The sequence below is a fragment of the Mycetohabitans rhizoxinica HKI 454 genome (genome assembly GCF_000198775.1).
Taxonomy (GTDB): Bacteria; Pseudomonadota; Gammaproteobacteria; order Burkholderiales; family Burkholderiaceae; genus Mycetohabitans; species Mycetohabitans rhizoxinica.
Window position 1 is genome coordinate 817,899 of sequence record NC_014722.1, and the last position, 21,180, is coordinate 839,078.

Below are 21,180 nucleotides of genomic sequence, written 5' to 3' on the forward strand. Positions count from 1 at the left end.
GCGGGATTCAGCCGAGCGGATCGACGGTATGAAAGCCACCGCGATGGAACACCAGCGGTTCGCGCGCATCACCGGCGACGCCGCAGCGCTCGACCTCGCCGACGAAGATCACGTGATCGCCCTCGTCGTAGCGGCTGCGATTGTGGCACTCGAACCATGCGAGGGCGCCATCCAGGATGGGCATGCCGGTGTCGCCGGCCGCGTGTGCTACGCCGGCAAATCGGTCGCCTTTCAGGGTCGCGAAGCGGTGGCACAGCGCGAGCTGCGACGCGGCGAGCACATTGACGACATAATGTGTATTGGTTTCAAACACGGTCATCGAGCTTGCCCGTTTCGCCAGGCTCCATAGCACGAGCGGCGGCGCCAGCGAAACGGAATTGAACGAACTGGCGGTGATGCCGATCAATTGTCCCGATTCGGCGCGCGTCGTGATGATGGTCACGCCGGTGGCGAATTCGCCCAGTGCGAGCCGAAACGCAGCAGTATCGAAATTGGGGTAGGCGGCGGACGTCATGGTTGAGTGCGAGCAGCGGCGCGCCGGGGCGCACACGCGAGGGCAGTGATGCGTTGAATGAGGCGAAGCCACGATTGTAGCGGATCAGGCGCGGGCTGGCTGATCGAGCCGCTGGGTGTCCGCGGGGCGGTACCGCGCGCCGATGGGCTGGCGGGCGGCAAGGCCCGACGGACATATCGCACGATAACGGGATGCCTGACTCGATGGGCATACCGCATGATGATGGGATGCCTAACTCGATGGGCGATTCCCGACTGATTGAGAGGGGGCAACGATGAACGAAGTGGCGACGCTGGGCGGAGGATGTTTCTGGTGCCTCGAAGCGGTATTCCTAGATGTCGAAGGTGTCACGGCCGTTGAGTCAGGCTACGCGGGTGGCCATGTCGACGCTCCATCGTACGAAGCGGTGTGCAACGGCGAGACTGGGCATGCGGAGGTCGTCAATCTGACCTTCGATCCGGCGGTGATCGGTTATCGCGAAATCCTGGAGATTTTCTTTGCCACGCACGATCCGACGCAATTGAATCGGCAGGGTAACGACGTCGGCACTCAGTACCGGTCGGTGATCTTTACGCATTCGGTTGAACAGGCATGCATTGCGACGGCGATGCGCGATGAGCTTGCGGCGCGTCGGTTCTATGATGCGCCGATCGTCACGCAGATCGAGCCGCTGGCGGGAAACTATTGGCCGGCCGAAGCCTATCATCAAAACTATTTCGCGAACCACCCAGCACAGGGCTATTGCGCATTCGTGATCGCGCCGAAGGTGGCCAAGTTCCGGCAGCGTTTTGCGCACCGGCTTAAGTCGCGGCGCGCATAGCGACGCAGAACCATGTTCGCGCTGGCCGCTGGCATGCTGGCATGCCAGCATGCCGGGGCAGAGCGCCCGGCCAAGCCCGCTACGCGACACCGTGCACGGCGGCGAGACTATCCGGGCGCAGCCAGATGGGTAACGATTGCGTCGGCCAGCGCGATGCACGAGAGCGGGGCACATCCCTCGGCGTTGTTGCTGACCGTGATCAGCACGGACTGGCCTGCGCGTGCGTGTCGCGCTGCCAGCGCGGCGAGCGCCTCGCGCGTGTCGCGGTCCTCATCGAGCATCGTGTCGAATGGGGCGTACCGCGTTTCTGCCTGTTGGTGTTTCAATCCTGCATGAAGATTCCAGCGCACGACCAACGGGCCGGGCGTGTCGCCGTCGAGCAGCGCCAGTGCGGTAGCCTGGCGCTGCACGGACGGCATCCGTGCGTGGATGCCGATGCAGTAGCGCACGCGCGCGGCCCGCAGGGCCTTCATCAGCCGGGGCGTCAGCAGGATCGCGTCGCGGATTTCTACCGCGTACACGACCCCGTCGGGCAGCGCTGGTAGCGCCTCCAGAAACGGCTGCAAGCGCTGGACGAACGTGGCTGGCTCGGCGATCCATCTGTCGGGCAACGGCGGGAACTGGAACACCAGTGCGCCTGCCTTGTGGCCGAGCCCTTGCAGGCAAGGCTCGATGAACTCGCGCCGTGCCAGCCCGGTATCAAGGAAGCATGGATTGGCTTCGCCCGGCATGCCGCGCTCGCCGCGTACCGTCGCATCGGTAATGCTCGACGTCGCCTTGACAGTGAAGCGGAATGCGTCGGGCACCTGCGACGCGTAACGCGCATAGTCGCCGACGGACAGTGGCGCATAGAAGGTCCGGTCGATGCTGACACTGCGCAGCAGCGGATGCGCGCTGTAGGCAGCCAACCCATTGCGCGACAAACGGCTGTCGCTGTATTCGTCGCCATAGACGAGGCCGTTCCATCCCGGGTACGACCATGACGATGTGCCGAGGCGCACGTTAGGCGGCAACGCAGCGCCCAGTTGTCGGCAACGCTCGTCAATGCGCGCCGGCAGGATCTCCCCGCGCGAGCGGTGGCGCGCCGACGCGGCGGTCGCAGACTTGTCGGTATCGGCCGGCGCCGCCGCTGGCGGGGACGTGCCGAACAAATGAAATTGGCCGTCGTTGGAGGGTGCTTGCTCGGTCACAGCGGATTGGCGTACATGTAGCGGCGCGACCAGGGCAGCGTGCACGCGGGTCGTCCGGCCTTGCGGCATACCACTTGATAGATCGACACGTCATCGTTGTCGAACGCGTACGCGCACCCGGCCAGGTACACACGCCAGATGCGGAATTTCTCGTCATCGACGAGCGACCTTGCTTCGGCTGCGCATTTCTCGAAATTCTCGGTCCACAATTCGAGCGTGCGCGCGTAGTGTCGACGCAAGCTTTCGACGTCGATGGCCTCCAGCCCGCCGCGCTGCATCGCTTCCAGCGCCAGGCTGATATGGGGCAGTTCGCCGTCGGGGAAAACATACTTGTCGATGAACTCGCCGCCGCCCAGCGCGGTTTCGCCGCTGTTGAAGTCGCTCGACGTGATGCCATGGTTCATTGCGATGCCGTCGTCCGTAAGCAACTCGCGGATCTTGCTGAAGTACAGCGGCAGGTTTTTGCGACCGACGTGCTCGAACATGCCGACGCTGGTGACGCGGTCGAATTGCCCCGACACGTCGCGGTAGTCCTGCAGCCGGATCTCGATTCTGTCCTGCAGCCCCGCGTCCTTGACGCGTTGCGTGGCCAGCGCGAATTGATTTTCGGACAGCGTGACGCCAACACACTGCGCGCCGAACTTCTGCGCCGCGCGCAGCACGAGCGTGCCCCAACCGCAGCCGATATCGAGCAACCGTTGCCCAGGTTGCAATTGGATCTTAGTCAGAATGTGGTCGATTTTCTTCAGTTGCGCGGTATCCAGATCCTCGTCGCCATTTTCGAAATAGGCGCACGAATAAACCATGTTTTTGTCCAGCCACAGCTTGTAGAACGCGTTGGACACATCGTAGTGGTACTGGATTGCCTTCTTGTCCGAGGCTTTCGTGTGCGTAAAATAGCGCCGCACGCGCGCCAGCTTGCTGGCATGGGTAACGGTGCTGCGGGCCAGCGAGTAGCCGACGCGGATCACATCGGACAGCTTGCCCTCGATATCGATCTTGCCCTTGATGTATGCCTCGCCGAGGTGGTCCAGGCTCGGATCCAGCAGCAGCGGCAGCGCCGCCGCCGTGTTGACCTTCAGCGTGACTTGCGGCGCCGCAAACTTGCCGAAATCATGCTGCTGTCCATCCCACAGGACCAGACGTGCGGGCAGATTAGTCTTTTCGCGCACTTCCGAAACCCATTGCGCAAGCTTTTTTTCCCAGAACATAAAAATTCTCCTGTTCGTTGAAACGCAAGCAAAGCAACTGTTGTTCGTCTGTGATGCAAACCTTCCGGCCACGCGACGTGGCTTCGCGTGAAGCCTTGTCTCGCAACGCACCGGCATTGGCAGGCAGGGTCACGGCGACAGGCGCACGATCCTCCAAGTGTTGTCCGGATTGCGCAGGTACTGGATTCGATCGTGTAGCCGCGATGGCCGCCCCTGCCAGAACTCAACCGCGTCCGGCACCAGCCGGTAGCCGCCCCAGTGCGGCGGCCGCGGCGGGTGGTTGCCGAACTGCGCCGCGAAGTGCGCTTCACGCGCTTGCAGTTGTGCGCGATCGTGCAGCACCGCACTTTGCTCCGACGCCCACGCACCGATGCGTGAGCCGAGCGGACGGGACGCGAAATAGGCGTCGCTTTCGGCGTCGGCGATCTGGCTCACCCTGCCTTCGATGCGGACCTGGCGCTCTAGCTCAATCCAATAGAAGAGCAGCGTGGCGTACGGGTTGTGCGCCAGTTCGCGACCCTTGCGGCTTTGGTAGTTGGTGAAGAACGTGAAACCTTGCGCATCGACCCCCTTGACCAGTACGATGCGGGCGTCCGGCCGGCCACGCTCGTCGACGGTGGCCAGTGTCATCGTATTCGGTTCGGGAAGCTGTGCGTTGAGCGCCTGTTCGAACCAGCGTTCGAACTGCTTGATCGGATCGGCGTCGACATCGGCCTCCGATAATGTGCCAAGCGCGTAGTTCTTGCGTAGATCAGCGAGGAAGCTCATCTTTTTATGCGGTCGCTTACTATGGGTCGAGTATATCGGAAGACGACGATAGCCGCTCGATAGGGCGACGCAGCCGCCGCAGGCAAGGCACAATAGCGGTTTGGCCACCGCATCGCGCATGATGCGCGGCGGCGCTCCTTCTGCTTCTTCAACGCTAGACCATGTCCGCTTCGCATGCCATCCATACCGCGTCATCCGAGCCGTGCGCCGCGCGCGCGGCGCCAGCCGAGCCAGCCCCGGAAACCGGGGAATTCGAGACCGCTGACCATCCGCGCCGTTTTGGCGGCGTAGCACGATTGTACGGCGCAGCCGCGCTGCAGGCATTCGAGCGTTGCCATGTCGCAGTCGTGGGCATCGGCGGGGTCGGCTCGTGGGTGGCCGAAGCGCTGGCGCGTAGTGCGATTGGGCGCCTGACGCTGATCGACCTGGACCACGTTGCGGAAAGCAACACGAATCGCCAGATCCATGCGTTGAACGGTAACTATGGCAAGCCGAAGGTCGGCGCAATGGCCGAGCGGATCGCGGCGATCCATCCGCAGTGCGTCGTCACGCAAGTCGAGGATTTTGTCGAAGCCGACAACCTGGACGCACGGCTGGGCATCGGGTACGACTTCATCGTCGATGCCATCGATAGCGTACGCACCAAGACGGCGCTGATTGCATGGTGCGTCCGGCACCGGGTGCCGTTGGTGACGGTGGGCGGTGCGGGCGGGCAACTCGATCCGACGCGGATTCGCATCGACGATCTGGCCCGCACAATACAGGATCCGCTATTAGCCAAGGTGCGGGCGCAGTTGCGCAAACACCACGGATTCCCGCGCGGGCCGAAGGCCAAGTTCAACGTCCCGGCGGTCTACTCCGATGAGCCGTTGATCTATCCGCAAGCGGCCGCATGCGATTTGGACGGCGGGGAGGCCGCGTATGCTGGTGCGCCGGACATTGGTACGGCGCCGATCGGGCTCAACTGCGCGGGCTTTGGCTCGAGCGTGTGCGTGACCGGCAGCTTCGGCTTTGCCGCCGCAGCCTATGTGCTGCGCGTGCTGGCCGCGCGCCAGCCGGGTTCGGCGCACGGCTGCTCAGAATAGCGCGCTGCTCAGCTTGCGGCGCCACTGCGAGACCAGGTGCGGTTGCCCTGACGCGAGATCGAATACCGACAGCATTGTCTTGCGACCGATGTCGTCACGGAACGAGCGGTCGCGCTTGACGATCTCCAGCAACTGCTCGAGCGCGCCGGCATAGTGACGCGCGGCGATCCATTGGCTGGCAAGATCAAAGCGTGCTTCCAGATCCCCCGGATCGTTCGCGATGCGCGCTTCCAGCGCGCTCGTATCAGGCAACTCGGTGGCCACCGCGGCCGCGTCCAGCCGGGTCTTCAGCGCGTTGTAGCGCGCGTCGATACCCTGCGTGGTCCGCGGCGACAAAAATTCGGCCTCGGCCCGCGCGTCATCGAAACGATCGTCGTCGAGCAGCCACTCAATCAGGTCCAGGCGCGCCTCGTCAAATCCCGGATCGAGTGCTAGTGCCGTGCGCAATCGGCCCAGCGCTTCGTCGGTGCGGCCCTGGGCACGCAGGGCGTGCGCGGCGCGGCGCTCAGTTTCGGCGGCGTCAGGCACCAACTGGTCGATGAAGCGGCGCAATTGCCCTTCCGGCAGCACGCCGACGAACTGGTCCACTGGCCGGCCGTCGACGAACGCGATCACGTGCGGAATGCTGCGAATGCCAAAATGCTGTGCCAGCTCCGGACTGTCGTCAAAGTTGACTTTCGCGAGCTTAAAGCGTCCGCCGTACTCGCGCTCGATTTTTTCCAACAGACGGGCCGAGGACCTTGCATGGGCCGCACCAGGGCGCCCAGAAGTCGACCAGTACTGGCACGTTTCTCGATGCGGCGATCACGTCCTGCTCGAAAGTTTCAAGCGTCGTGTCCATCATGTTCCTCGCAAAAAAGAATTGGCTATCCGGCTACCAGATGGAGGGCGATCTTGCGTAATTCAACGGTCCGGTAACGGAGCCCATTTGGTCTCGCCGGGCACCTTGTCCATCGTCTGCTGCCGCCATGCCTGTTGCGCGCGCTCGATCTTTTCGCGCGAGCTGGAAACGAAATTCCAGTGGATGAGGCGCTCGCCGTCAAGTGGCACGCCACCGGCCAGCATCACGCGAGCGTCGCCCGCGCTGCTCAGTTGCGCCACGGTGCCGGCATCGAGTACCGCCATCTGGGCCGACTCGATCGCTGTGCCATCCACGTCCAATTCGCCATCGACCAGATAGACTGCGCCCTGCTCGTGCTCGTGCTCGTGCTCGTGCTCGTGCTCGTGCTCGTGCTCGTGCTCGTGCTCAGGCGGCACGTCGAGGTGGCAGCCAGCGTCCAGCGTCACCGACACGTGTCAACGCAGCGGACATTGGTGGCTCCCAGATAAATAGATACTGATTGGGACGCCGATTGGAACGTCGCTGTGTGTACGGTATTGCACGAGGCGTTACAACTGCTTACTTTTCGCCGTCAACGGTGTTGTTGGCCATCGCGTTTTTGTAGCCAAGCGCGACTGTTTCGCGCGTTCGGAAAAGGAGTCCGACATGAGTAAGCTGCTGATCGCATTGACCGCTGGTCTGTTCGCCGCTTCCGCGGCATACGCGCAAGGCGCGGCATCGACGCCCGTGGTGGCGTCCGCGCCTGCCGTGACAGCGTCCGCGCCGGTGGCCGCCAGCGGCGTGAACACCAAAAAGCACCATGCACGCCACCATCACGGTGCGAAGGTGAAGCGTGCCGAACAACGAAAGGCGGCGAGCCACCCCGATAGCGGCGGCACCGGTTCGAAGTAACCGATCCGGGCGCGGTCGCGCTCGAAGCGTCGTGTACCGCTCCCCGCGGCATCGCGGCGTTCGCACAGCCTCTCCCGTATTGGCGGGCGGGGCTTTTTTTATTGGCGCGGCATGCCGCCGATAGCGCTGCCGGCTCCATAAGCCTGACAAGCGGGTTATTCTGTTGGTCGTTCGCGTGGCTTGGGCAAGGTCGCCGCGCGGCTTACCCCCATAATAAGCCGTCAAGGAGTGCTGGATGTCGCCAAAGGACCTGTTGCTCGCGTTTGTCGTGATCGCAGTATGGGGCGTCAATTTTGTCGTCATCAAGGTCGGGCTGCACGGTCTGCCGCCGATGCTGCTCGGCGCGCTGCGTTTTCTGCTTTCGGCTTTTCCCGCTGTGTTCTTCGTCAGGCGGCCAGCCGTGCCGTGGCCGCTTTTCCTGGCTTATGGCGCGACCATCTCATTAGGCCAGCTCGGGTTACTGTTCATGGCCATGTACGTTGGGATGCCCGCCGGACTAGCATCACTGGTGCTGCAATCGCAAGCATTCTTCACGCTGGTGTTCGCCGCGCTGCTGCTCGGTGAGCGTTGGCAGCCGCACAATTTGCTCGCGTTGGCGATTGCGACGATCGGGCTAGCCGTCATCGGCATACAGAGTCAACATGCGATGCCGGCCGCCGGCTTCGTGCTCACGCTGCTCGCGGCATCGATGTGGGCGCTGGGTAATGTCGTGATGCGCAGGATCGGCAACGTCGATTTGTTGGGACTGGTGGTCTGGTCCAGCCTGATTCCGCCATTGCCGTTCATCGCACTGTCCCTCTGGTTCGAGGGGCCGGCGCAGATCTGGGCGTCGGTCACCCAGATCTCGGCTGCGTCGGTGTTCGCGGTGGCCTACCTGGCATTTGGTGCCACGCTGCTTGGCTGCAGCTTGTGGGGCCGCTTGTTGATGCGCTACCCGGCCGCGCAGGTCGCGCCGTTTTCACTGTTGGTGCCAATCGTCGGGCTGAGCACCGCGGCGCTGTGGCTCGGTGAGGCGCTCACCCTGCCGCAATGGCTCGGTGCGATTCTGGTGATGGGCGGCTTGCTGGTGAACGTGTTGGGCCGCTGGCTGAGCGATCGGCTGGCGCACGCACGCCGAACTTGAGCATGGCGGCGGCCCGACGGGCGGCGCCGGGCCGCCGCGGCTTTTGCAACGGCGCGCGCCCGCCGCGGCTTTTGCAACGGCGCGCGCCCGCCGCGGCTTTTGCAACGACGCGCGCCCGCTGCATGCAACTCGTTATGCAGACTTGCCCCAACTGTCACGCAGGCTGACGATTCGGTTGAACACCGGCTGGCCGGGCACTGAATCGACACGGTCCGCGACGAAGTAGCCGTGTCGCTCGAACTGAGCCCGGTCCTCAGGTAGGAATTGTTGTGCGCCCGGCTCCAGGTAGGCGGTGACCACGCGTTTAGCATCCGGGTTCAGCGCTTCGAGGAAGTCACGACCGCCGGCATCCGGCTGCGGCTCCTTGAACAGCCGGTCGTATAGGCGCACCTCGGCGCGGTACGCATGCGCGGCGCTGACCCAGTGGATGTTACCCTTGACCTTGTAATGGTTCGAACCCTCGGTCCCCGACTTGCTGTCCGAGAAATAGTTGCAATGCACCGCGACGATGTTGCCGTGCTCATCCTTGTCCGCGCCCGTGCATTCGACGACGAAACCGTAGCGCAGCCGCACGCGATTACCCGGGAACAGCCGGAAATAGCCCTTTGGTGGATTTTCGTTGAAGTCCTCACGCTCGATCCACAGCTCCCGCGAGAACGGGAAGGTCCGCGTGCCGCGCTCCGGGTGATGCGGATGCACCGGCGCGCTGCATGTTTCCTCGCTATCTTGCGGATAGTTGTCCACGATAAGTTTGAGCGGATCGAGTACGGCGATTGCGCGAGGCGCCTTCTCGTCCAAGTCCTCGCGTAGTGCCGCCTCGAGCAGTCCAAAGTCGATCCACGAGTTGATCTTGGTCAATCCGGTGCGTTCGCACATCAGCCGGATGCTCCCTGGCGTGAAGCCCCGACGGCGCAACCCAACGATCGTCGGCATGCGCGGATCGTCCCAGCCGTCTACGTGCTTGCCCTCGACCAGTTGCAGCAGCTTGCGTTTGCTCGTGATCACGTACGTCAGGTTGAGCCGCGAGAACTCGATTTGCTGCGGCAGCGGGCGCGTGAAGATGCCGGCATCGGCCAGCTCCGCGAGAAACCAGTCGTACAGCGGCCGATGATCCTCGAACTCCAGTGTGCATAGCGAATGCGTGATGTTCTCCAGCGCATCGCAGATGCAGTGCGTGTAGTCGTACATCGGATACACGCACCATGCATCGCCGGTGCGATAGTGATGGGCGAAGCGGATCCGGTAGATGACTGGGTCGCGCATGTTGATGTTCGGCGACGCCATGTCAATCTTGGCGCGCAGCACATGCGTGCCTTCGGCGAATTCGCCAGCCTTCATCCGGCGAAACAGCGCCAGGTTTTCCTCCGGCGTGCGATCGCGATACGGTGACGGCGTGCCAGGCTCGGTCAGTGTGCCGCGTGTGGCGCGCATCTGCTCCGCGCTCTGGCTGTCCACATAGGCTTTGCCGCGCTGAATGAGCAGCTCGGCGAACGCGTACAGCTTGTCATAGTAGTCGCTGGCGAAGTACAGGTGCTCGCGACCGTCCTTCTGCCAATCGAAGCCGAGCCACCGGACCGCGTCGATGATCGAGTTCACATACTCGACATCTTCCTTTTCTGGGTTCGTATCGTCAAAACGCAGGTGGCAAACGCCGCCGTAGTCGCGCGCGATGCCGAAGTTCACGCAGATGCTCTTGGCATGGCCGATGTGCAGGTAGCCGTTCGGCTCCGGCGGGAAGCGCGTCTCGACCCGTTGGCCCCACTTCCCGGACCGGTTGTCGTCATCGATGATGTTGCGGATGAAGTTCGATGCGGTGGCCGGTTCAGCCGATGCGTTTGTGGGTGCGCCCGAACCGCCGCCGGCCGGCGGTACGCCAGCAGAGGCGGCAGGGTGTTGGCCGGGCTTGGCACCCGATCTTGCGTCGTTGCGTTCGATATTCATGAGCGGGCAGGGTGGGCCGGCCCGTGCCCGGGCCGGACAATATTCATGACATTGCATTTTACCCGACGTGACGGCGTGGCGCGGGCTGTGCGGCGCGATCTGCTGGCGGGGCTGCGACCGTAACATCTGTAACAGCCCGTAAAACTGATTGCCACCCCGCGCCTCGGTCTCTTAGGATCCCTGAGCTCGCGCATGCGCGCGGCCCCGCTCAAAGGAGAAGAAATGAACGCGAAGGCGTCGACGCTCGCAAAGTTGGTGGTCCTGGTATCGCTCGTTCCGGCATTGTCCGCATGCGGCTCGTTGTCGCGCTCAGAAAAACACGCGGCGATTGGTGCGTCGGCCGGGGGCGCACTCGGTTACGTGTTGACCGGTGGGCCGCTGGGCACGGTGGTGGGCGCGGCTGCTGGCGGCCTGGTCGGCGCGGGCCATTGATGCGTGATTCTGGGCGATAAAAAACGTAGTCCTCACTGGCGCGCTTTCTAACGTGTTGCGCCGCGCCGGTCGGTAACGCAATATTATTTAATATATTAAATAAATTAAGGAGACATCATGAGTTTGGACGACACCTGTCGGTGGTCGCGCGCCATGTTAAGCATCGTGGCCAATGCGGTTGCACTGTCGTTGCCGTTGTCCTTCGTCGGCAACGAAGCGGCCTTTGCGAGGGCGCCGGTCCAAACCCCGGTGCTGACCGCGTCGGCCATCGCGGTGGCTGACAAGTACAGCGCCGATGCCGCCCAGCAGATCTTCAACGAGGGCGGCAACGCGATCGACGCGGCGGTGGCCATCGCGTTCACGCTGGCAGTCACGTATCCGGAGGCGGGCAATCTTGGCGGGGGCGGCTTCATGACGCTGTACGTGGAAGGCAAGCCGTACTTCGTCGACTACCGCGAGCGCGCGCCGGCCGCCGCGTCGCGCACCATGTATCTGGATGGCAAGGGCAAGGTGGTCAGCGGTATGAGCCTGGTCGGCGAGAAGGCCGCCGGGGTGCCGGGCACCGTTGACGGCATGTGGCAGGTGCATCGCCGCTTTGGACGCTTGACATGGAAGCAGGTGCTGACACCGGCAATCCAGTACGCGCGCCAAGGCTTCGAAGTCGAGCCGCAACTGCAGCAGGTGCGCGAAGCGGAGGAAAAGCACTATGAGGGCAAGACCAATTTCAGCCGCTATTTCGGTGCGTTGAAGGCCGGTACTACGTTCAAGCAATCGGAGCTGGCTCAGACGCTGCAACGCATTGCTGATCACGGCGGTCGCGAATTCTATACCGGCAGGATCGCCGAGTTGATCGCCGCGCAGACGCGCGGCAGCAAGTGGATCACCCGGCATGACCTGCAGCAGTACCGAGCCGTGTGGCGCCAGCCGATCATCGCGAACTGGCACGGCTTATCAGGTCATSCACCGCGCCGCCGCCGAGCTCGGGCGGCATCGGGTTGATCCAGTTGCTGAAGATGAAGGAGAACCTGCGAAGCCGCTTCGCCGACGTGCCACTGAACTCGCCGCAGTACATCCACCTGGTCGCGGAGATTGAGAAGCGCGTGTTTGCCGACCGCGCGCAATACCTGGGTGATCCAGATTACTACAAGGTGCCGGTCGCGCAGTTGATCGACGAGCCGTATCTGGCCAAGCGGGCGGCCGAGGTCAACCCGAAGGCGCCGTCGGACACCCGCAGCGTGCAGCCAGGCCTGGGCATGGTCACTGCACAGCGCGTGAGCCGTGTCACGGCGAATGAACGCGCCGAGACTACGCACTACTCGGTAGTCGATAAGTGGGGCAACGCCGTGTCGAATACCTATACGATCAACGGCTATTTTGGCTCCGGGGTGGTCGTCGAAGGTGCGGGCTTCCTGTTAAACAACGAGATGGACGACTTCTCGTCCAAGCCCGGTGTGCCGAACCTGTACGGGGTGGTCGGCAGCGATGCCAATGCGATTGAGCCCGGCAAGCGGCCGCTGTCGTCGATGACGCCGACGATCCTTACGCGCAACGGCAAGCTCGCGCTGGTGGTCGGCACGCCAGGCGGCTCGCGCATCTTCACGTCCGTGTTTCAGGTCATCACCGACCTGTACGACTTCAAGATGCCGGCCAACGAGGCCATTGCCGCGATGCGCTTTCATCATCAGTTGCTGCCGCCCAACACGATTTTCTGGGAGCCGTACCGGCCGATCGAGGGCGAGCTTGCGCAGCAGCTCCAGACGCTTGGCTATACGCTGGAAGGGCAGGCGTTCAACGGCGACGTCCAACTCGTAAAGATCAACGGCGATACACCTGAGCCGGTGACGGACCCGCGCAAGCGCGGCGTCGCGAGGGTGATCCGGTAGGGCGGCTGTTCGATGCGGCGTCGCGCTTGCGCGACGCTCAGTATGAGCGGGGCGCGGGCGCTAACACAAACTACAGTTGAGCACGATCAACAACGTCAGCGGATAGAGCGTGGCAAAGCCCTCGCGACGGCGGTGCGTGGCTTTCGCGCCTATCTCGGCGAGCGCGATCGCAAGCACGGCGCAGCTCGACGACTGCAGCGCGCCGAGAGTATCGTGCAGCAGTGCCAGCCCAAGCGTGAAGCCGAACAACAGCGAGTCGGCGCTCGACGAACATGCCGACACGCGGCGCTCCAGGTGATGCAGCACGGCGTCGAGCCGCCGCGCGGCGCCGTCCGGCACGAAAGCGAGTACGAGCGCGCCGCAGCACTGGAGCGTGCAGGCGAGCACCATCGCGGCAAAGGCGAGGTAGAGGAGCGACACCGGCAATGCAAGCGTATCGATTGCGTATGGATGCCTGCCCTACTGCAGCGCGAGCGTCGCGGCCAGGCCCAGCGCGCTGAACAATGGCAGGTTGTGCCGCAGGTCGGGCCACGGCTTGAACCATGTGTTGGGCGCACGCTTCATGTCAGATGACCCGTTGCTCGCGTAATGCGGCGAGCGTGGCCGTGTTGTAGCCGAGCCATTCGGCCAGCGGCATGGTGGCGCTCGAATCCATGTTAGTCATCAGAGCGGCGATCGCGACGCGTGCGCATCAGGGGCCGGCGAGCACGCGCGTCAGCTCCAGGACGCGCAGGTGAGTCAGGGCTCCTATCAACCGAACATGTCTTCTTGCAAGTGCGGCGGTTGCAGCAATTATACGGGGGTGGGCCGGTGCGTACATCCCGTATAATCAATCGTTTAAACGGACGCGTCCGTGTCCGGATTCACCCGATGCGCTGGCGCGCCAGCGACAGACCACTCGAAGCACGCTATGAAAGCCGCTGAAATCCGCGAGAAGTTCCTGAGGTTCTTTGAATCGAAGGGCCATACGATCGTTCGCTCGTCGAGCCTCGTGCCCGCCAACGATCCGACGCTGCTGTTCACCAACTCCGGCATGGTGCAATTCAAGGACGTGTTTCTGGGCGCCGACACGCGGCCGTACTCGCGGGCCACAACCGCGCAGCGCAGCGTGCGGGCCGGCGGCAAGCACAATGATCTGGAGAACGTCGGTTATACCGCTCGGCACCATACGTTCTTCGAGATGCTGGGCAACTTCTCGTTCGGCGACTATTTTAAGCGCGACGCGATCCACTATGCGTGGGAGCTACTCACGCGCGTCTACCAGCTGCCGCCTGAGAAGCTGACCGTGACCGTCTACCACGAGGACGACGAGGCGTACGACATCTGGGCCAACGAAATTGGCGTGCCGCTCGAGCGGATCATCCGCATCGGCGACAACAAGGGCGCCCGCTATGCATCGGACAATTTCTGGCAAATGGCCGATACCGGTCCCTGTGGCCCGTGCTCGGAGATTTTTTATGATCATGGCCCGCAGGTGTGGGGTGGGCCGCCCGGATCGGCCGATGAGGAGGGCGACCGCTTCATCGAGATCTGGAATCTCGTGTTCATGCAATTCAACCGCGATGCGCAAGGCAACCTGACGCCGTTGCCCAAGCAGTGCGTCGATACCGGCATGGGCCTGGAGCGGCTCGCCGCGGTGCTGCAGCACGTGCACAGCAACTACGAGATTGATCTATTCCAACGGTTGATTGCCGCGGCGGCTCGCGAAACCGGCGTGTTGGATCTTGCGCACAACTCGCTGAAGGTGATCGCCGACCATATCCGCGCGTGCGGTTTCCTGATCGTTGACGGCGTGATCCCGGGCAATGAGGGGCGCGGCTACGTGCTGCGCCGCATCGTGCGCCGCGCGATTCGCCACGGCTACAAGCTTGGCCGCAAGAGCCCATTCTTTCATCGGCTAGTTGAGGATCTGGTTGGCGAGATGGGGGCCGCGTATCCTGAGCTGAAGGTGGCGCAGCAGCGCGTGACCGACGTGCTGCGCCAGGAAGAGGAACGTTTCTTCGAGACGATCGAGCACGGGATGTCGATTCTGGACGCCGCGCTGTCCGAGCTTACGGCGCGCGGCGCAAAAGTGCTCGACGGTGAGCTTGCGTTCAAGCTGCACGATACGTACGGCTTCCCGCTGGACCTAACAGCGGACGTGTGCCGTGAGCGGGGCATCGGCGTCGATGAGGTGGCGTTCGACGAAGCGATGGCGCGCCAGCGCGAGCAGGCGCGTGCGGCCGGCAAGTTCCGCATGGTCCAGACGCTCGACTACACGGGCAGCAAGACGACATTTCACGGCTACGACAAGCACGTGTTCGACGATGCCAAGGTCGTCGCGGTGTATGTCGATGGCACGGCGGTGCCATCGCTGCGGGCGGGCCAGCAGGGCGTGGTCGTGCTTGACCAGACGCCTTTCTATGCGGAGTCGGGCGGTCAGGTCGGCGACCAGGGCACGATCGGCAATGCCACGGTGCGCTTTGCGGTGTTTGACACGTTGAAGGTGCAGGCCGACGTGGTCGGCCACCACGGTACCCTCGAGCAGGGCGAGCTGAAGGTCGGCGATGTCGTTAGCGCCCGCGTCGATGCCGAGCGGCGCGCACGCACTGCGCGCAATCACTCGGCGACGCACCTGATGCACAAGGCGCTGCGCGAGGTGCTGGGCCCGCATGTGCAGCAAAAGGGCTCGCTGGTCGATCCGGACAAGACCCGTTTCGATTTCTCGCATCATGCGCCGCTCAGCGATGACGAGATTCGTCGCGTCGAGGCGATTGTCAACGCCGAGGTGCTGGCCAATACGCCGGGCCTCGCGCGAGTGATGCCATTCGACGACGCGGTCAAGTCGGGCGCGATGGCGCTATTCGGCGAAAAGTACGGCGACGAGGTCCGCGTGCTCGACCTGGGGTTTTCGCGCGAGCTGTGCGGCGGCACGCACGTGCAGCGCACCGGCGACATCGGTTTGTTCAAGATCGTGTTCGAAGGGGGGGTGGCGGCCGGCATCCGTCGTGTCGAGGCGATCACCGGCGACAATGCAGTGCGCTATGTGCAGGACCTGGAGTCGACGCTCGCGGGGGCTGCCGCGGCATTGAAGGTCCAGCCGGCGGAGCTTGCCCCGCGCATCGCGCAGGTGCAGGATCAGTTCAGGGCGCTGGAGAAGGAACTGGCGCAGCTTAAATCGAAGATCGCGTCGAGCCAGGGCGACGAGCTGGTGAGCCAGGCGGTCGACGTGGCGGGCGTGCATGTGTTGGCGGCCCAGCTCGAAGGCGCCGATGTGAAGACGCTGCGTGAAACGGTGGACAAGCTGAAGGACAAGCTTAAACATGCAGCGATCGTGCTGGCGAGCGTCGACGGTGGCAAGGTCAGCCTGATCGCCGGCGTGACGACCGACGCGAGCAAAAAGGTCAAGGCCGGCGAGCTGGTCAACTTCGTTGCGCAGCAGGTCGGCGGCAAGGGCGGCGGCCGGCCGGATATGGCGCAGGCGGGCGGCACCGATCCGTCGAAGCTGCCGGCGGCGCTCTCCGGCGTCAAGGAATGGATCCAGGCGCAGTTGTAAGCACGCCGCGGGTATCACTGCAGGTTACCGCGTGTCGCGGCGACGGTCCGGTGGCCCTCACGCAGCGTGGCCCGTGGACACAGTTGGGGCGGCGGGCGGCGGCCGCCGACGGGACTGCGGCGGCCGCGATGGCGCCACCGTCGCAGTCGTCGTAGCCGTAGCTGTCGTCGTAGCCGTCGCGGCGTGGGGCGGCGCGACGGCTACGGCAAGGTCAGCCAGCAGAATCTGCCGCAGCGCCCGGGCTGCGGATGACGTGTACCCGCACCGCCATGCGAGCAGCGTGTCCGATCATGCCGATGTCAGGCAACGGGTGCATTGATATACCTATTTCACGCCCGCCCGCTCGTTGCAGTTCGAGCACTGAGCGGGGCGTTACGGCGATGCCGGCCCCGGCGGCGACACAGGCCACGATCGCATGATACGAGCCGAGCTCGAGCGCGCGGCGAAGCCGCAGCGCGTCGTGCGCGTACCAGCGTTCGGCATACGCGCGATACGCGCAGCCTGACTCGAATGCAATCAGCGTGGCAACGCGCACGTCCCGCGGCTGGCGGATCGGCGGGTGGTCGCGCGCGGCGATCAGCACAAGTTCCTCGCGATACACGGGCGTGAGTTCGAACGTGTCGGTGAGGTGGGACACGCCATCCACCGGTGTGGCGATCAGCGCGACATCGATATCGAACTCCCGCAAACGGTTGATCAGGCATCCGGTGGTGCCGGTTGCGAGTTCCAGCGTCACGTCTGGCCACTGGCCACATGCTCGCCGGCCCGTCGCATCGTCGGCGTGCGGCAGACGATGCACGGCGCGGCCAGGGGGAGTCTCAAAGCCGATACAATAGGCGGCTCTTTCGCGCATTTCAAACGATGATGGGATCGACCCTCGCAGGCGTGTTGGGCAGCGACTACCGGTATTGTCCGCGCTGCCGCGCCGAACTGATTGACCAACCCGTTGCGCACGGTACTCGAGCCGCTGGTTCGATAGCGGGGCGGCGGACACGATACGTCGAATGCTCGCGGATTTGACGATGCAATCGTTCGTTGCCGTGTTGCTCAATGGCCTGAGCTATGGGTTGCTGTTGTTCCTGTTGTGTGCCGGGTTGACACTCGTGTTCAGCTTGATGGGCGTGATGAACTTTGCGCATGCGAGTTTCTACATGCTCGGTGCCTACATCGGCTACACGAGCGCGCGCTACGGTGGCTTTGCCGCCGCGTTGATCCTCGCGCCGGCCGCGGTGGCCGGCCTGGCCGCCGCTTTCGAGCTTGGCGTGCTGCGCCGTGTGCACCGTCAGGGGCCGCTTGCCCAGTTGCTGGCGACCTTCGGCCTGGCTTATCTAATTGCCGAGTTCGTGCAACTAGGATGGGGCCGCTCGCCGTTGCCCGCCGTCGTGCCGCAGTGGCTCGATGGCGCACTGGTGAATTGGCATGGCGTGGCATTCTCCCGTCTTCGTGCCTTTATGATGGCGATCTCCGCTGGCGTGCTTGGCCTCTGTGCGCTGCTACTGCGGTATTCTCGCCTTGGCCTGGTGATCGCGGCCGCGCGCACGCACCCGCACGCCGTGCAGGCACTGGGCCATGATGTCGCTCGTGTGCATATCCAGGTGTTCGCGTGCGGCGCGGCGCTTGCCGCGGTGGCTGGCGTGCTTGGCGGCGTGGCATTCGTCACGGATACGTCGATGGCCGAAACGCTGGGTTCGGTCGTGTTCGCAATCGTCGTGGCGGGGGGAATGGGTTCGTTGGCTGGCGCATTCGCCGCATCGCTGTTGTTTGGCATCGTGCAGACGCTGCTTGTCGGACTCGACATACGGCTTGGCTCGCTGCTCCATTGGGTGTTGCCGACGGTGGACGAGACCGGCGCATGGGGCCGCATCACGTTGGCACAACTCGCGCCAGTAACGCCCTTTGTGTTGCTAATCATCATGTTGGCGTTGCGTCCGGGCGGGCTGGTGCGTGGCCATGTGGAGCTGGACACATGATGGTGCATCGCCAGGCCCCGCGTGGCATGCGGATCGACCGCGACGTGCGGCGGCTGCCGTGGGGCGGGCTGATATTGACAACCGTGCTCGCCGCGCTACCGCTGCTGCCGCTGGCGCACGGCGAGCCGAGCGGCGCGGCGCTGGCGCTCGCGTCTCAGGCGGCCGTGCTGATTGTGTTCGCGCTGTCGTACGATTTGTTGCTCGGTCAAACCGGCCTGCTGTCGTTTGGCCATGCCATGTATTACGGCATCGGCGCATTGGCGGCGGCGCGCGTGGCCAACGCGTGGGCATTGTCCGCGCCGTGGCTGCCGGTGGTCGGCGGCGCAGGTGCGGCGCTTGTTGCCGTCCCGGCCGGGTGGCTCAGTGCGCGCCGGGGTGGCGTGACCTTCGCGATGGTGACGCTGGGGCTCGGCGAACTGGTCGCGACTGCCGCGAGCACCGTGCCGGAATGGTTTGGCGGCGTGGGTGGCGTGATGATCGACCGCGGCGCCGTCCCGGGCTGGCTCGGTATCGATTTCGGTGCGACGCGCGCGGCCTATGGCCTGGTGGTCGTGGTCGCACTGGCCTCATGCATGCTGATCGCCTGGTTATTACGCACGCCGCTCGTGCACGTGGCCAATGCGGTGCGCGACAATCCGCGACGGGCGGCATTCGTCGGCGTGGATCCGTCGCGCGTGAGGTGGGCGATGACGGTCATTGCCGCATTCTTTGCCGGCGTCGCCGGCGCACTATCGGTGGTGACCTTTGAGATCGCCACCGCGGACAATGCGAGCGTTGCAACATGCGCGACCGCGTTGATCGCCGTGGTGATTGGCGGCACTGGCACGTTCGCCGGTCCTATCCTGGGCGCCGTGGTTTATGTGTCGATCGCGAACGGCTTGGCGTCGATTACCCGCGCGTGGCCGATGTACGTCGGCCTTTTTTTCTTGCTCGTCGTGGTGCTCGCGCCCGGCGGGCTGATCGGTGCATGGTTGCATCGCCGGGTGTCGCCATCGCTGGCGGGCAGCCGGCGTGCGCGATGCGCGCTACCACGGTTCAGCGGAAGACGCATGGGACGTGCGCTGGCAGTGCTCGGCATGCTGGCCGGCGGTATCGCTGTAATTCAGTCAGTTTATGCATGGCGATTTGGCGATACCGGCGCAGATATCAGTCCGGGCTTGCATGCCGCCAACGGGTGGGGCATCGCGGTGGCCGGGGCGGTATGGATGGCGGTGTCGGCGTTCGCGCTGCGTGGCACGACGCTGCGTTCGCCGCGCCGGGTTGCTACGAGCTTGCGTTCGACCCATGCTGCTGCGGCAGCCATGGCTTCGACCCACGCTTCTACGGCGGCCATGGTTTCGACCTATGCTGCTACGGCAGCCACGAGACCAGCCGTAGCCAAAGCCACCGCGTCAGTCATCGTCGCAGGCGCCGCCGCCAACGTGCCGGCACGAGCAGCCGGTACGGCGGAACAAGCGAAACCCATTGATCCTGCGCCGAGGGTACGGCCGAGACACGCGCCGAGTGGTCTGGCGCTTGATGTGACGCTGGACGACGTCCATGTCAGTTACCGCGCGACATCCGTGCTGCGCGGCGTGCATTTGCACGTGCGAGCCGGCGAGATTCACGCATTGATCGGCCCGAATGGGGCAGGCAAATCCACGGTATTCAACGTGCTCAGTGGCGTCACGCAGGTCGATCGGGGCACCGTGCGGCTCGATGCCAGGCCGATCCGGCGGTTGGCGGCACATCGGATCGCTCGCCTTGGGGTCGCGCGGGGCTTGCAGACACCCAACTTGTTCACGCAGTTGTCGGTACTGGATAACGTGTGCTGTGCGATGCTTTGCCCGCGCGGCGCGCCGCTTTATCGCTGGCTACAACCTGCCGCGTGGCGCGGTCTGCGTGAGCGCGCACTCGACTGGCTACAGGTGGTGGGCCTCGGCGACGAAGCCAGCGCCCGCGCCGCGCAACTGAGCTACGCCCAACAACGCGCGCTTGAGTTGGCCATGGCCACGGCTAGTGGTGCGCGACTGCTGTTGCTGGACGAGCCGACCGCCGGCATGAGCCGGGCAGAGGCCATCGAGGCGCTTGCATTGATCCGCGCGATGGCGGCGGGGCGCACGCTCCTGCTGATCGAGCACGACATGGGCGTCGTGTTCGATCTCGCAGACCGGATTTCGGTGCTGGTTGATGGCGTGGTCATCGCCACCGGTACGCCGGCGCAGATCCGCGCCAATCCGGACGTGCGCGATGCTTACTTGGGCCCCGCGCGTGCGCTATGAGACTTGACGTGCGCCACCTGGAGGCCGGATACCAGGGCGTGCGGGTCATCCAGCACGTATCGATGCACGTGGACGGCGGCGAGATCGTCGCCCTGTTTGGCCGCAATGGCGTGGGCCGCTCGACGCTGGCCAAGGCCATTGTCGGTCTGGTTGAGCGGCGCGGCTCGATCGAGCTCGATGGCATGCAGATCGGCACGTTGCGCACCGTGGACATTGCCCGCGCCGGTGTCGGTTATGTCGCCGAGACCCGCGATGTGTTCCCGACATTGAGCGTCGCGCAGAACTTGCTGCTCGGTCTGCCGCGCCGCGCACGGGGTCCGGCGGTGCTCGAGCCGCTGTACGAGTTGTTTCCCCGCTTGCGTGTCCGTGCCGACGTGAAGGCGGGCGTGCTCTCCGGTGGGGAACAGCAGATGTTGGCCATTGCCCGGGCGTGGGCCGCGCAGCCCCGTGTATTGATCATTGACGAGCCGACTGAGGGCCTCGCGCCGCGTGTTGTCGATGAGCTTGGCGTTGCACTGTCAACGCTGGCTGCGCGCGGCACGGCGATTGTGCTGATCGAGCAGCGTGCCGCAATGGCGTTGGAGCTGGCGCGACGCGTCTACGTGATGGGACGCGGTCCGTCGGGCTTGGGTGAGATCGTCTTCACCGGTGCGCGTAGCGAGTTCGAGGCGAAGCCGGCGATTGCCCGGCAATGGCTGTCGGTGTAGCGCTGCGC

The 21,180-nt window shown here is 64.2% G+C and carries 17 protein-coding genes and 2 pseudogenes; 10 read left to right on the forward strand and 9 right to left on the reverse strand.

The features are described from left to right. Positions 1–7: 7 nt before the first annotated feature. Complete coding sequence (locus RBRH_RS03680; RefSeq protein ID WP_041753201.1) at positions 8–514, reverse strand: flavin reductase family protein; 507 nt, start codon at positions 512–514, stop codon at positions 8–10. Positions 515–788: 274 nt separating this feature from the next. Here RBRH_RS03680 and msrA point away from each other — a divergent pair, with 274 nt between their 5' ends. Beyond that, complete coding sequence (msrA, locus tag RBRH_RS03685) at positions 789–1,334, forward strand: peptide-methionine (S)-S-oxide reductase MsrA (RefSeq protein WP_013434625.1); 546 nt, start codon at positions 789–791, stop codon at positions 1,332–1,334. 107 nt (positions 1,335–1,441) lie between these two features. On the opposite strand, the gene RBRH_RS03690 is transcribed toward msrA, so the two are convergent. The 3 genes from RBRH_RS03690 to pdxH all read right to left on the reverse strand — a co-directional run bounded on the left by RBRH_RS03690 (position 1,442) and on the right by pdxH (position 4,503). Beyond that, positions 1,442–2,593, reverse strand: a complete 1,152-nt coding sequence (locus RBRH_RS03690; protein WP_013434626.1) for a DUF72 domain-containing protein — start codon at positions 2,591–2,593, stop codon at positions 1,442–1,444. Then, positions 2,521–3,735, reverse strand: a complete 1,215-nt coding sequence (locus tag RBRH_RS03695; RefSeq protein ID WP_013434627.1) for an SAM-dependent methyltransferase — start codon at positions 3,733–3,735, stop codon at positions 2,521–2,523. The genes RBRH_RS03690 and RBRH_RS03695 overlap by 73 nt, the downstream gene beginning before the upstream one ends. 129 nt (positions 3,736–3,864) lie before the next feature. Continuing rightward, positions 3,865–4,503 carry a pyridoxamine 5'-phosphate oxidase gene (pdxH, locus tag RBRH_RS03700; RefSeq protein WP_041754110.1) on the reverse strand — a complete coding sequence of 213 codons (639 nt, stop codon included), beginning with the start codon at positions 4,501–4,503 and terminating at the stop codon, positions 3,865–3,867. Between the two features lie 161 nt (positions 4,504–4,664). On the opposite strand from pdxH, the gene tcdA reads away from it, so the two are divergent. Beyond that, positions 4,665–5,588: a tRNA cyclic N6-threonylcarbamoyladenosine(37) synthase TcdA gene (tcdA, locus tag RBRH_RS03705; RefSeq protein WP_013434630.1), complete on the forward strand. Its 924-nt coding sequence runs from the start codon at positions 4,665–4,667 to the stop codon at positions 5,586–5,588. Here tcdA and trxA read toward each other — a convergent pair. Together trxA and RBRH_RS03715 are read right to left on the reverse strand one after the other, a co-directional pair. Next, positions 5,580–6,429: pseudogene (gene trxA / locus RBRH_RS03710) on the reverse strand (thioredoxin). The gene tcdA and the pseudogene trxA sit on opposite strands and share 9 nt — an antisense overlap. 62 nt (positions 6,430–6,491) lie before the next feature. After that, entirely contained in the window at positions 6,492–6,875 is a 384-nt protein-coding gene (locus RBRH_RS03715) for a pirin-like C-terminal cupin domain-containing protein (protein WP_415878034.1), read from the reverse strand. A gap of 199 nt (positions 6,876–7,074) precedes the next feature. Here RBRH_RS03715 and RBRH_RS03720 point away from each other — a divergent pair, with 199 nt between their 5' ends. Beyond that, positions 7,075–7,320 (forward strand): hypothetical protein, encoded by a 246-nt coding sequence (locus RBRH_RS03720; protein WP_041753202.1) that lies wholly within the window; start codon positions 7,075–7,077, stop codon positions 7,318–7,320. Positions 7,321–7,555: 235 nt separating this feature from the next. Next, a complete protein-coding gene (locus RBRH_RS03725) occupies positions 7,556–8,443 on the forward strand; it encodes an O-acetylserine/cysteine exporter (RefSeq protein ID WP_013434636.1) in 888 nt (295 codons plus the stop codon). 132 nt (positions 8,444–8,575) lie between these two features. On the opposite strand, the gene RBRH_RS03730 is transcribed toward RBRH_RS03725, so the two are convergent. Further along, on the reverse strand, positions 8,576–10,510 hold the full coding sequence (locus RBRH_RS03730) for a glutamine--tRNA ligase/YqeY domain fusion protein (protein ID WP_013434637.1): 1,935 nt from the start codon (positions 10,508–10,510) through the stop codon (positions 8,576–8,578). A gap of 96 nt (positions 10,511–10,606) precedes the next feature. Here RBRH_RS03730 and RBRH_RS03735 point away from each other — a divergent pair, with 96 nt between their 5' ends. Next, positions 10,607–10,816, forward strand: coding sequence for an ornithine carbamoyltransferase (locus RBRH_RS03735; RefSeq protein WP_041753204.1), 210 nt, complete (start codon positions 10,607–10,609; stop codon positions 10,814–10,816). Positions 10,817–10,969: 153 nt separating this feature from the next. Then, positions 10,970–12,699 (forward strand): annotated as a pseudogene (ggt, locus tag RBRH_RS03740) (gamma-glutamyltransferase). Between the two features lie 60 nt (positions 12,700–12,759). On the opposite strand, the gene RBRH_RS03745 reads toward ggt, so the two are convergent. Next, entirely contained in the window at positions 12,760–13,119 is a 360-nt protein-coding gene (locus RBRH_RS03745) for a hypothetical protein (protein ID WP_157864335.1), read from the reverse strand. A 490-nt stretch (positions 13,120–13,609) separates the two neighbouring features. Here RBRH_RS03745 and alaS point away from each other — a divergent pair, with 490 nt between their 5' ends. After that, positions 13,610–16,234: an alanine--tRNA ligase gene (gene alaS, locus RBRH_RS03750; protein ID WP_041753207.1), complete on the forward strand. Its 2,625-nt coding sequence runs from the start codon at positions 13,610–13,612 to the stop codon at positions 16,232–16,234. Between the two features lie 211 nt (positions 16,235–16,445). Here alaS and RBRH_RS03755 read toward each other — a convergent pair whose 3' ends face one another. After that, positions 16,446–17,228, reverse strand: coding sequence for a LysR substrate-binding domain-containing protein (locus tag RBRH_RS03755; protein ID WP_415878035.1), 783 nt, complete (start codon positions 17,226–17,228; stop codon positions 16,446–16,448). A gap of 28 nt (positions 17,229–17,256) precedes the next feature. Between RBRH_RS03755 and RBRH_RS03760 the strand changes: the two genes are divergently transcribed. The 3 genes from RBRH_RS03760 to RBRH_RS03770 are packed head-to-tail and all read left to right on the forward strand — an operon-like array spanning position 17,257 to position 21,172. Beyond that, the gene (locus RBRH_RS03760) at positions 17,257–18,204 is read left to right on the forward strand and encodes a branched-chain amino acid ABC transporter permease (protein WP_041754112.1); all 948 of its coding nucleotides are present in this window, start codon (positions 17,257–17,259) and stop codon (positions 18,202–18,204) included. Next, positions 18,201–20,465, forward strand: coding sequence for a branched-chain amino acid ABC transporter ATP-binding protein/permease (locus RBRH_RS03765; protein WP_013434648.1), 2,265 nt, complete (start codon positions 18,201–18,203; stop codon positions 20,463–20,465). The genes RBRH_RS03760 and RBRH_RS03765 overlap by 4 nt, the downstream gene beginning before the upstream one ends. Beyond that, positions 20,462–21,172: an ABC transporter ATP-binding protein gene (locus RBRH_RS03770; RefSeq protein WP_013434649.1), complete on the forward strand. Its 711-nt coding sequence runs from the start codon at positions 20,462–20,464 to the stop codon at positions 21,170–21,172. Before RBRH_RS03765 ends, RBRH_RS03770 begins: the two co-directional genes overlap by 4 nt. The last annotated feature ends 8 nt before the right edge of the window (positions 21,173–21,180 follow it).

Bases quoted from the DNA above. Each gene is read 5' to 3' on its own strand.
- RBRH_RS03680 (WP_041753201.1), bottom strand. From the start codon at position 514: ATGACGTCCGCCGCCTACCCCAATTTCGATACTGCTGCGTTTCGGCTC.
- msrA (WP_013434625.1), top strand. From the start codon at position 789: ATGAACGAAGTGGCGACGCTGGGCGGAGGATGTTTCTGGTGCCTCGAA.
- RBRH_RS03690 (WP_013434626.1), bottom strand. From the start codon at position 2,593: ATGCCGCAAGGCCGGACGACCCGCGTGCACGCTGCCCTGGTCGCGCCG.
- RBRH_RS03695 (WP_013434627.1), bottom strand. From the start codon at position 3,735: ATGTTCTGGGAAAAAAAGCTTGCGCAATGGGTTTCGGAAGTGCGCGAA.
- pdxH (WP_041754110.1), bottom strand. From the start codon at position 4,503: ATGAGCTTCCTCGCTGATCTACGCAAGAACTACGCGCTTGGCACATTA.
- tcdA (WP_013434630.1), top strand. From the start codon at position 4,665: ATGTCCGCTTCGCATGCCATCCATACCGCGTCATCCGAGCCGTGCGCC.
- RBRH_RS03720 (WP_041753202.1), top strand. From the start codon at position 7,075: ATGAGTAAGCTGCTGATCGCATTGACCGCTGGTCTGTTCGCCGCTTCC.
- RBRH_RS03725 (WP_013434636.1), top strand. From the start codon at position 7,556: ATGTCGCCAAAGGACCTGTTGCTCGCGTTTGTCGTGATCGCAGTATGG.
- RBRH_RS03730 (WP_013434637.1), bottom strand. From the start codon at position 10,510: ATGTTACGGTCGCAGCCCCGCCAGCAGATCGCGCCGCACAGCCCGCGC.
- RBRH_RS03735 (WP_041753204.1), top strand. From the start codon at position 10,607: ATGAACGCGAAGGCGTCGACGCTCGCAAAGTTGGTGGTCCTGGTATCG.
- alaS (WP_041753207.1), top strand. From the start codon at position 13,610: ATGAAAGCCGCTGAAATCCGCGAGAAGTTCCTGAGGTTCTTTGAATCG.
- RBRH_RS03760 (WP_041754112.1), top strand. From the start codon at position 17,257: ATGCAATCGTTCGTTGCCGTGTTGCTCAATGGCCTGAGCTATGGGTTG.
- RBRH_RS03765 (WP_013434648.1), top strand. From the start codon at position 18,201: ATGATGGTGCATCGCCAGGCCCCGCGTGGCATGCGGATCGACCGCGAC.
- RBRH_RS03770 (WP_013434649.1), top strand. From the start codon at position 20,462: ATGAGACTTGACGTGCGCCACCTGGAGGCCGGATACCAGGGCGTGCGG.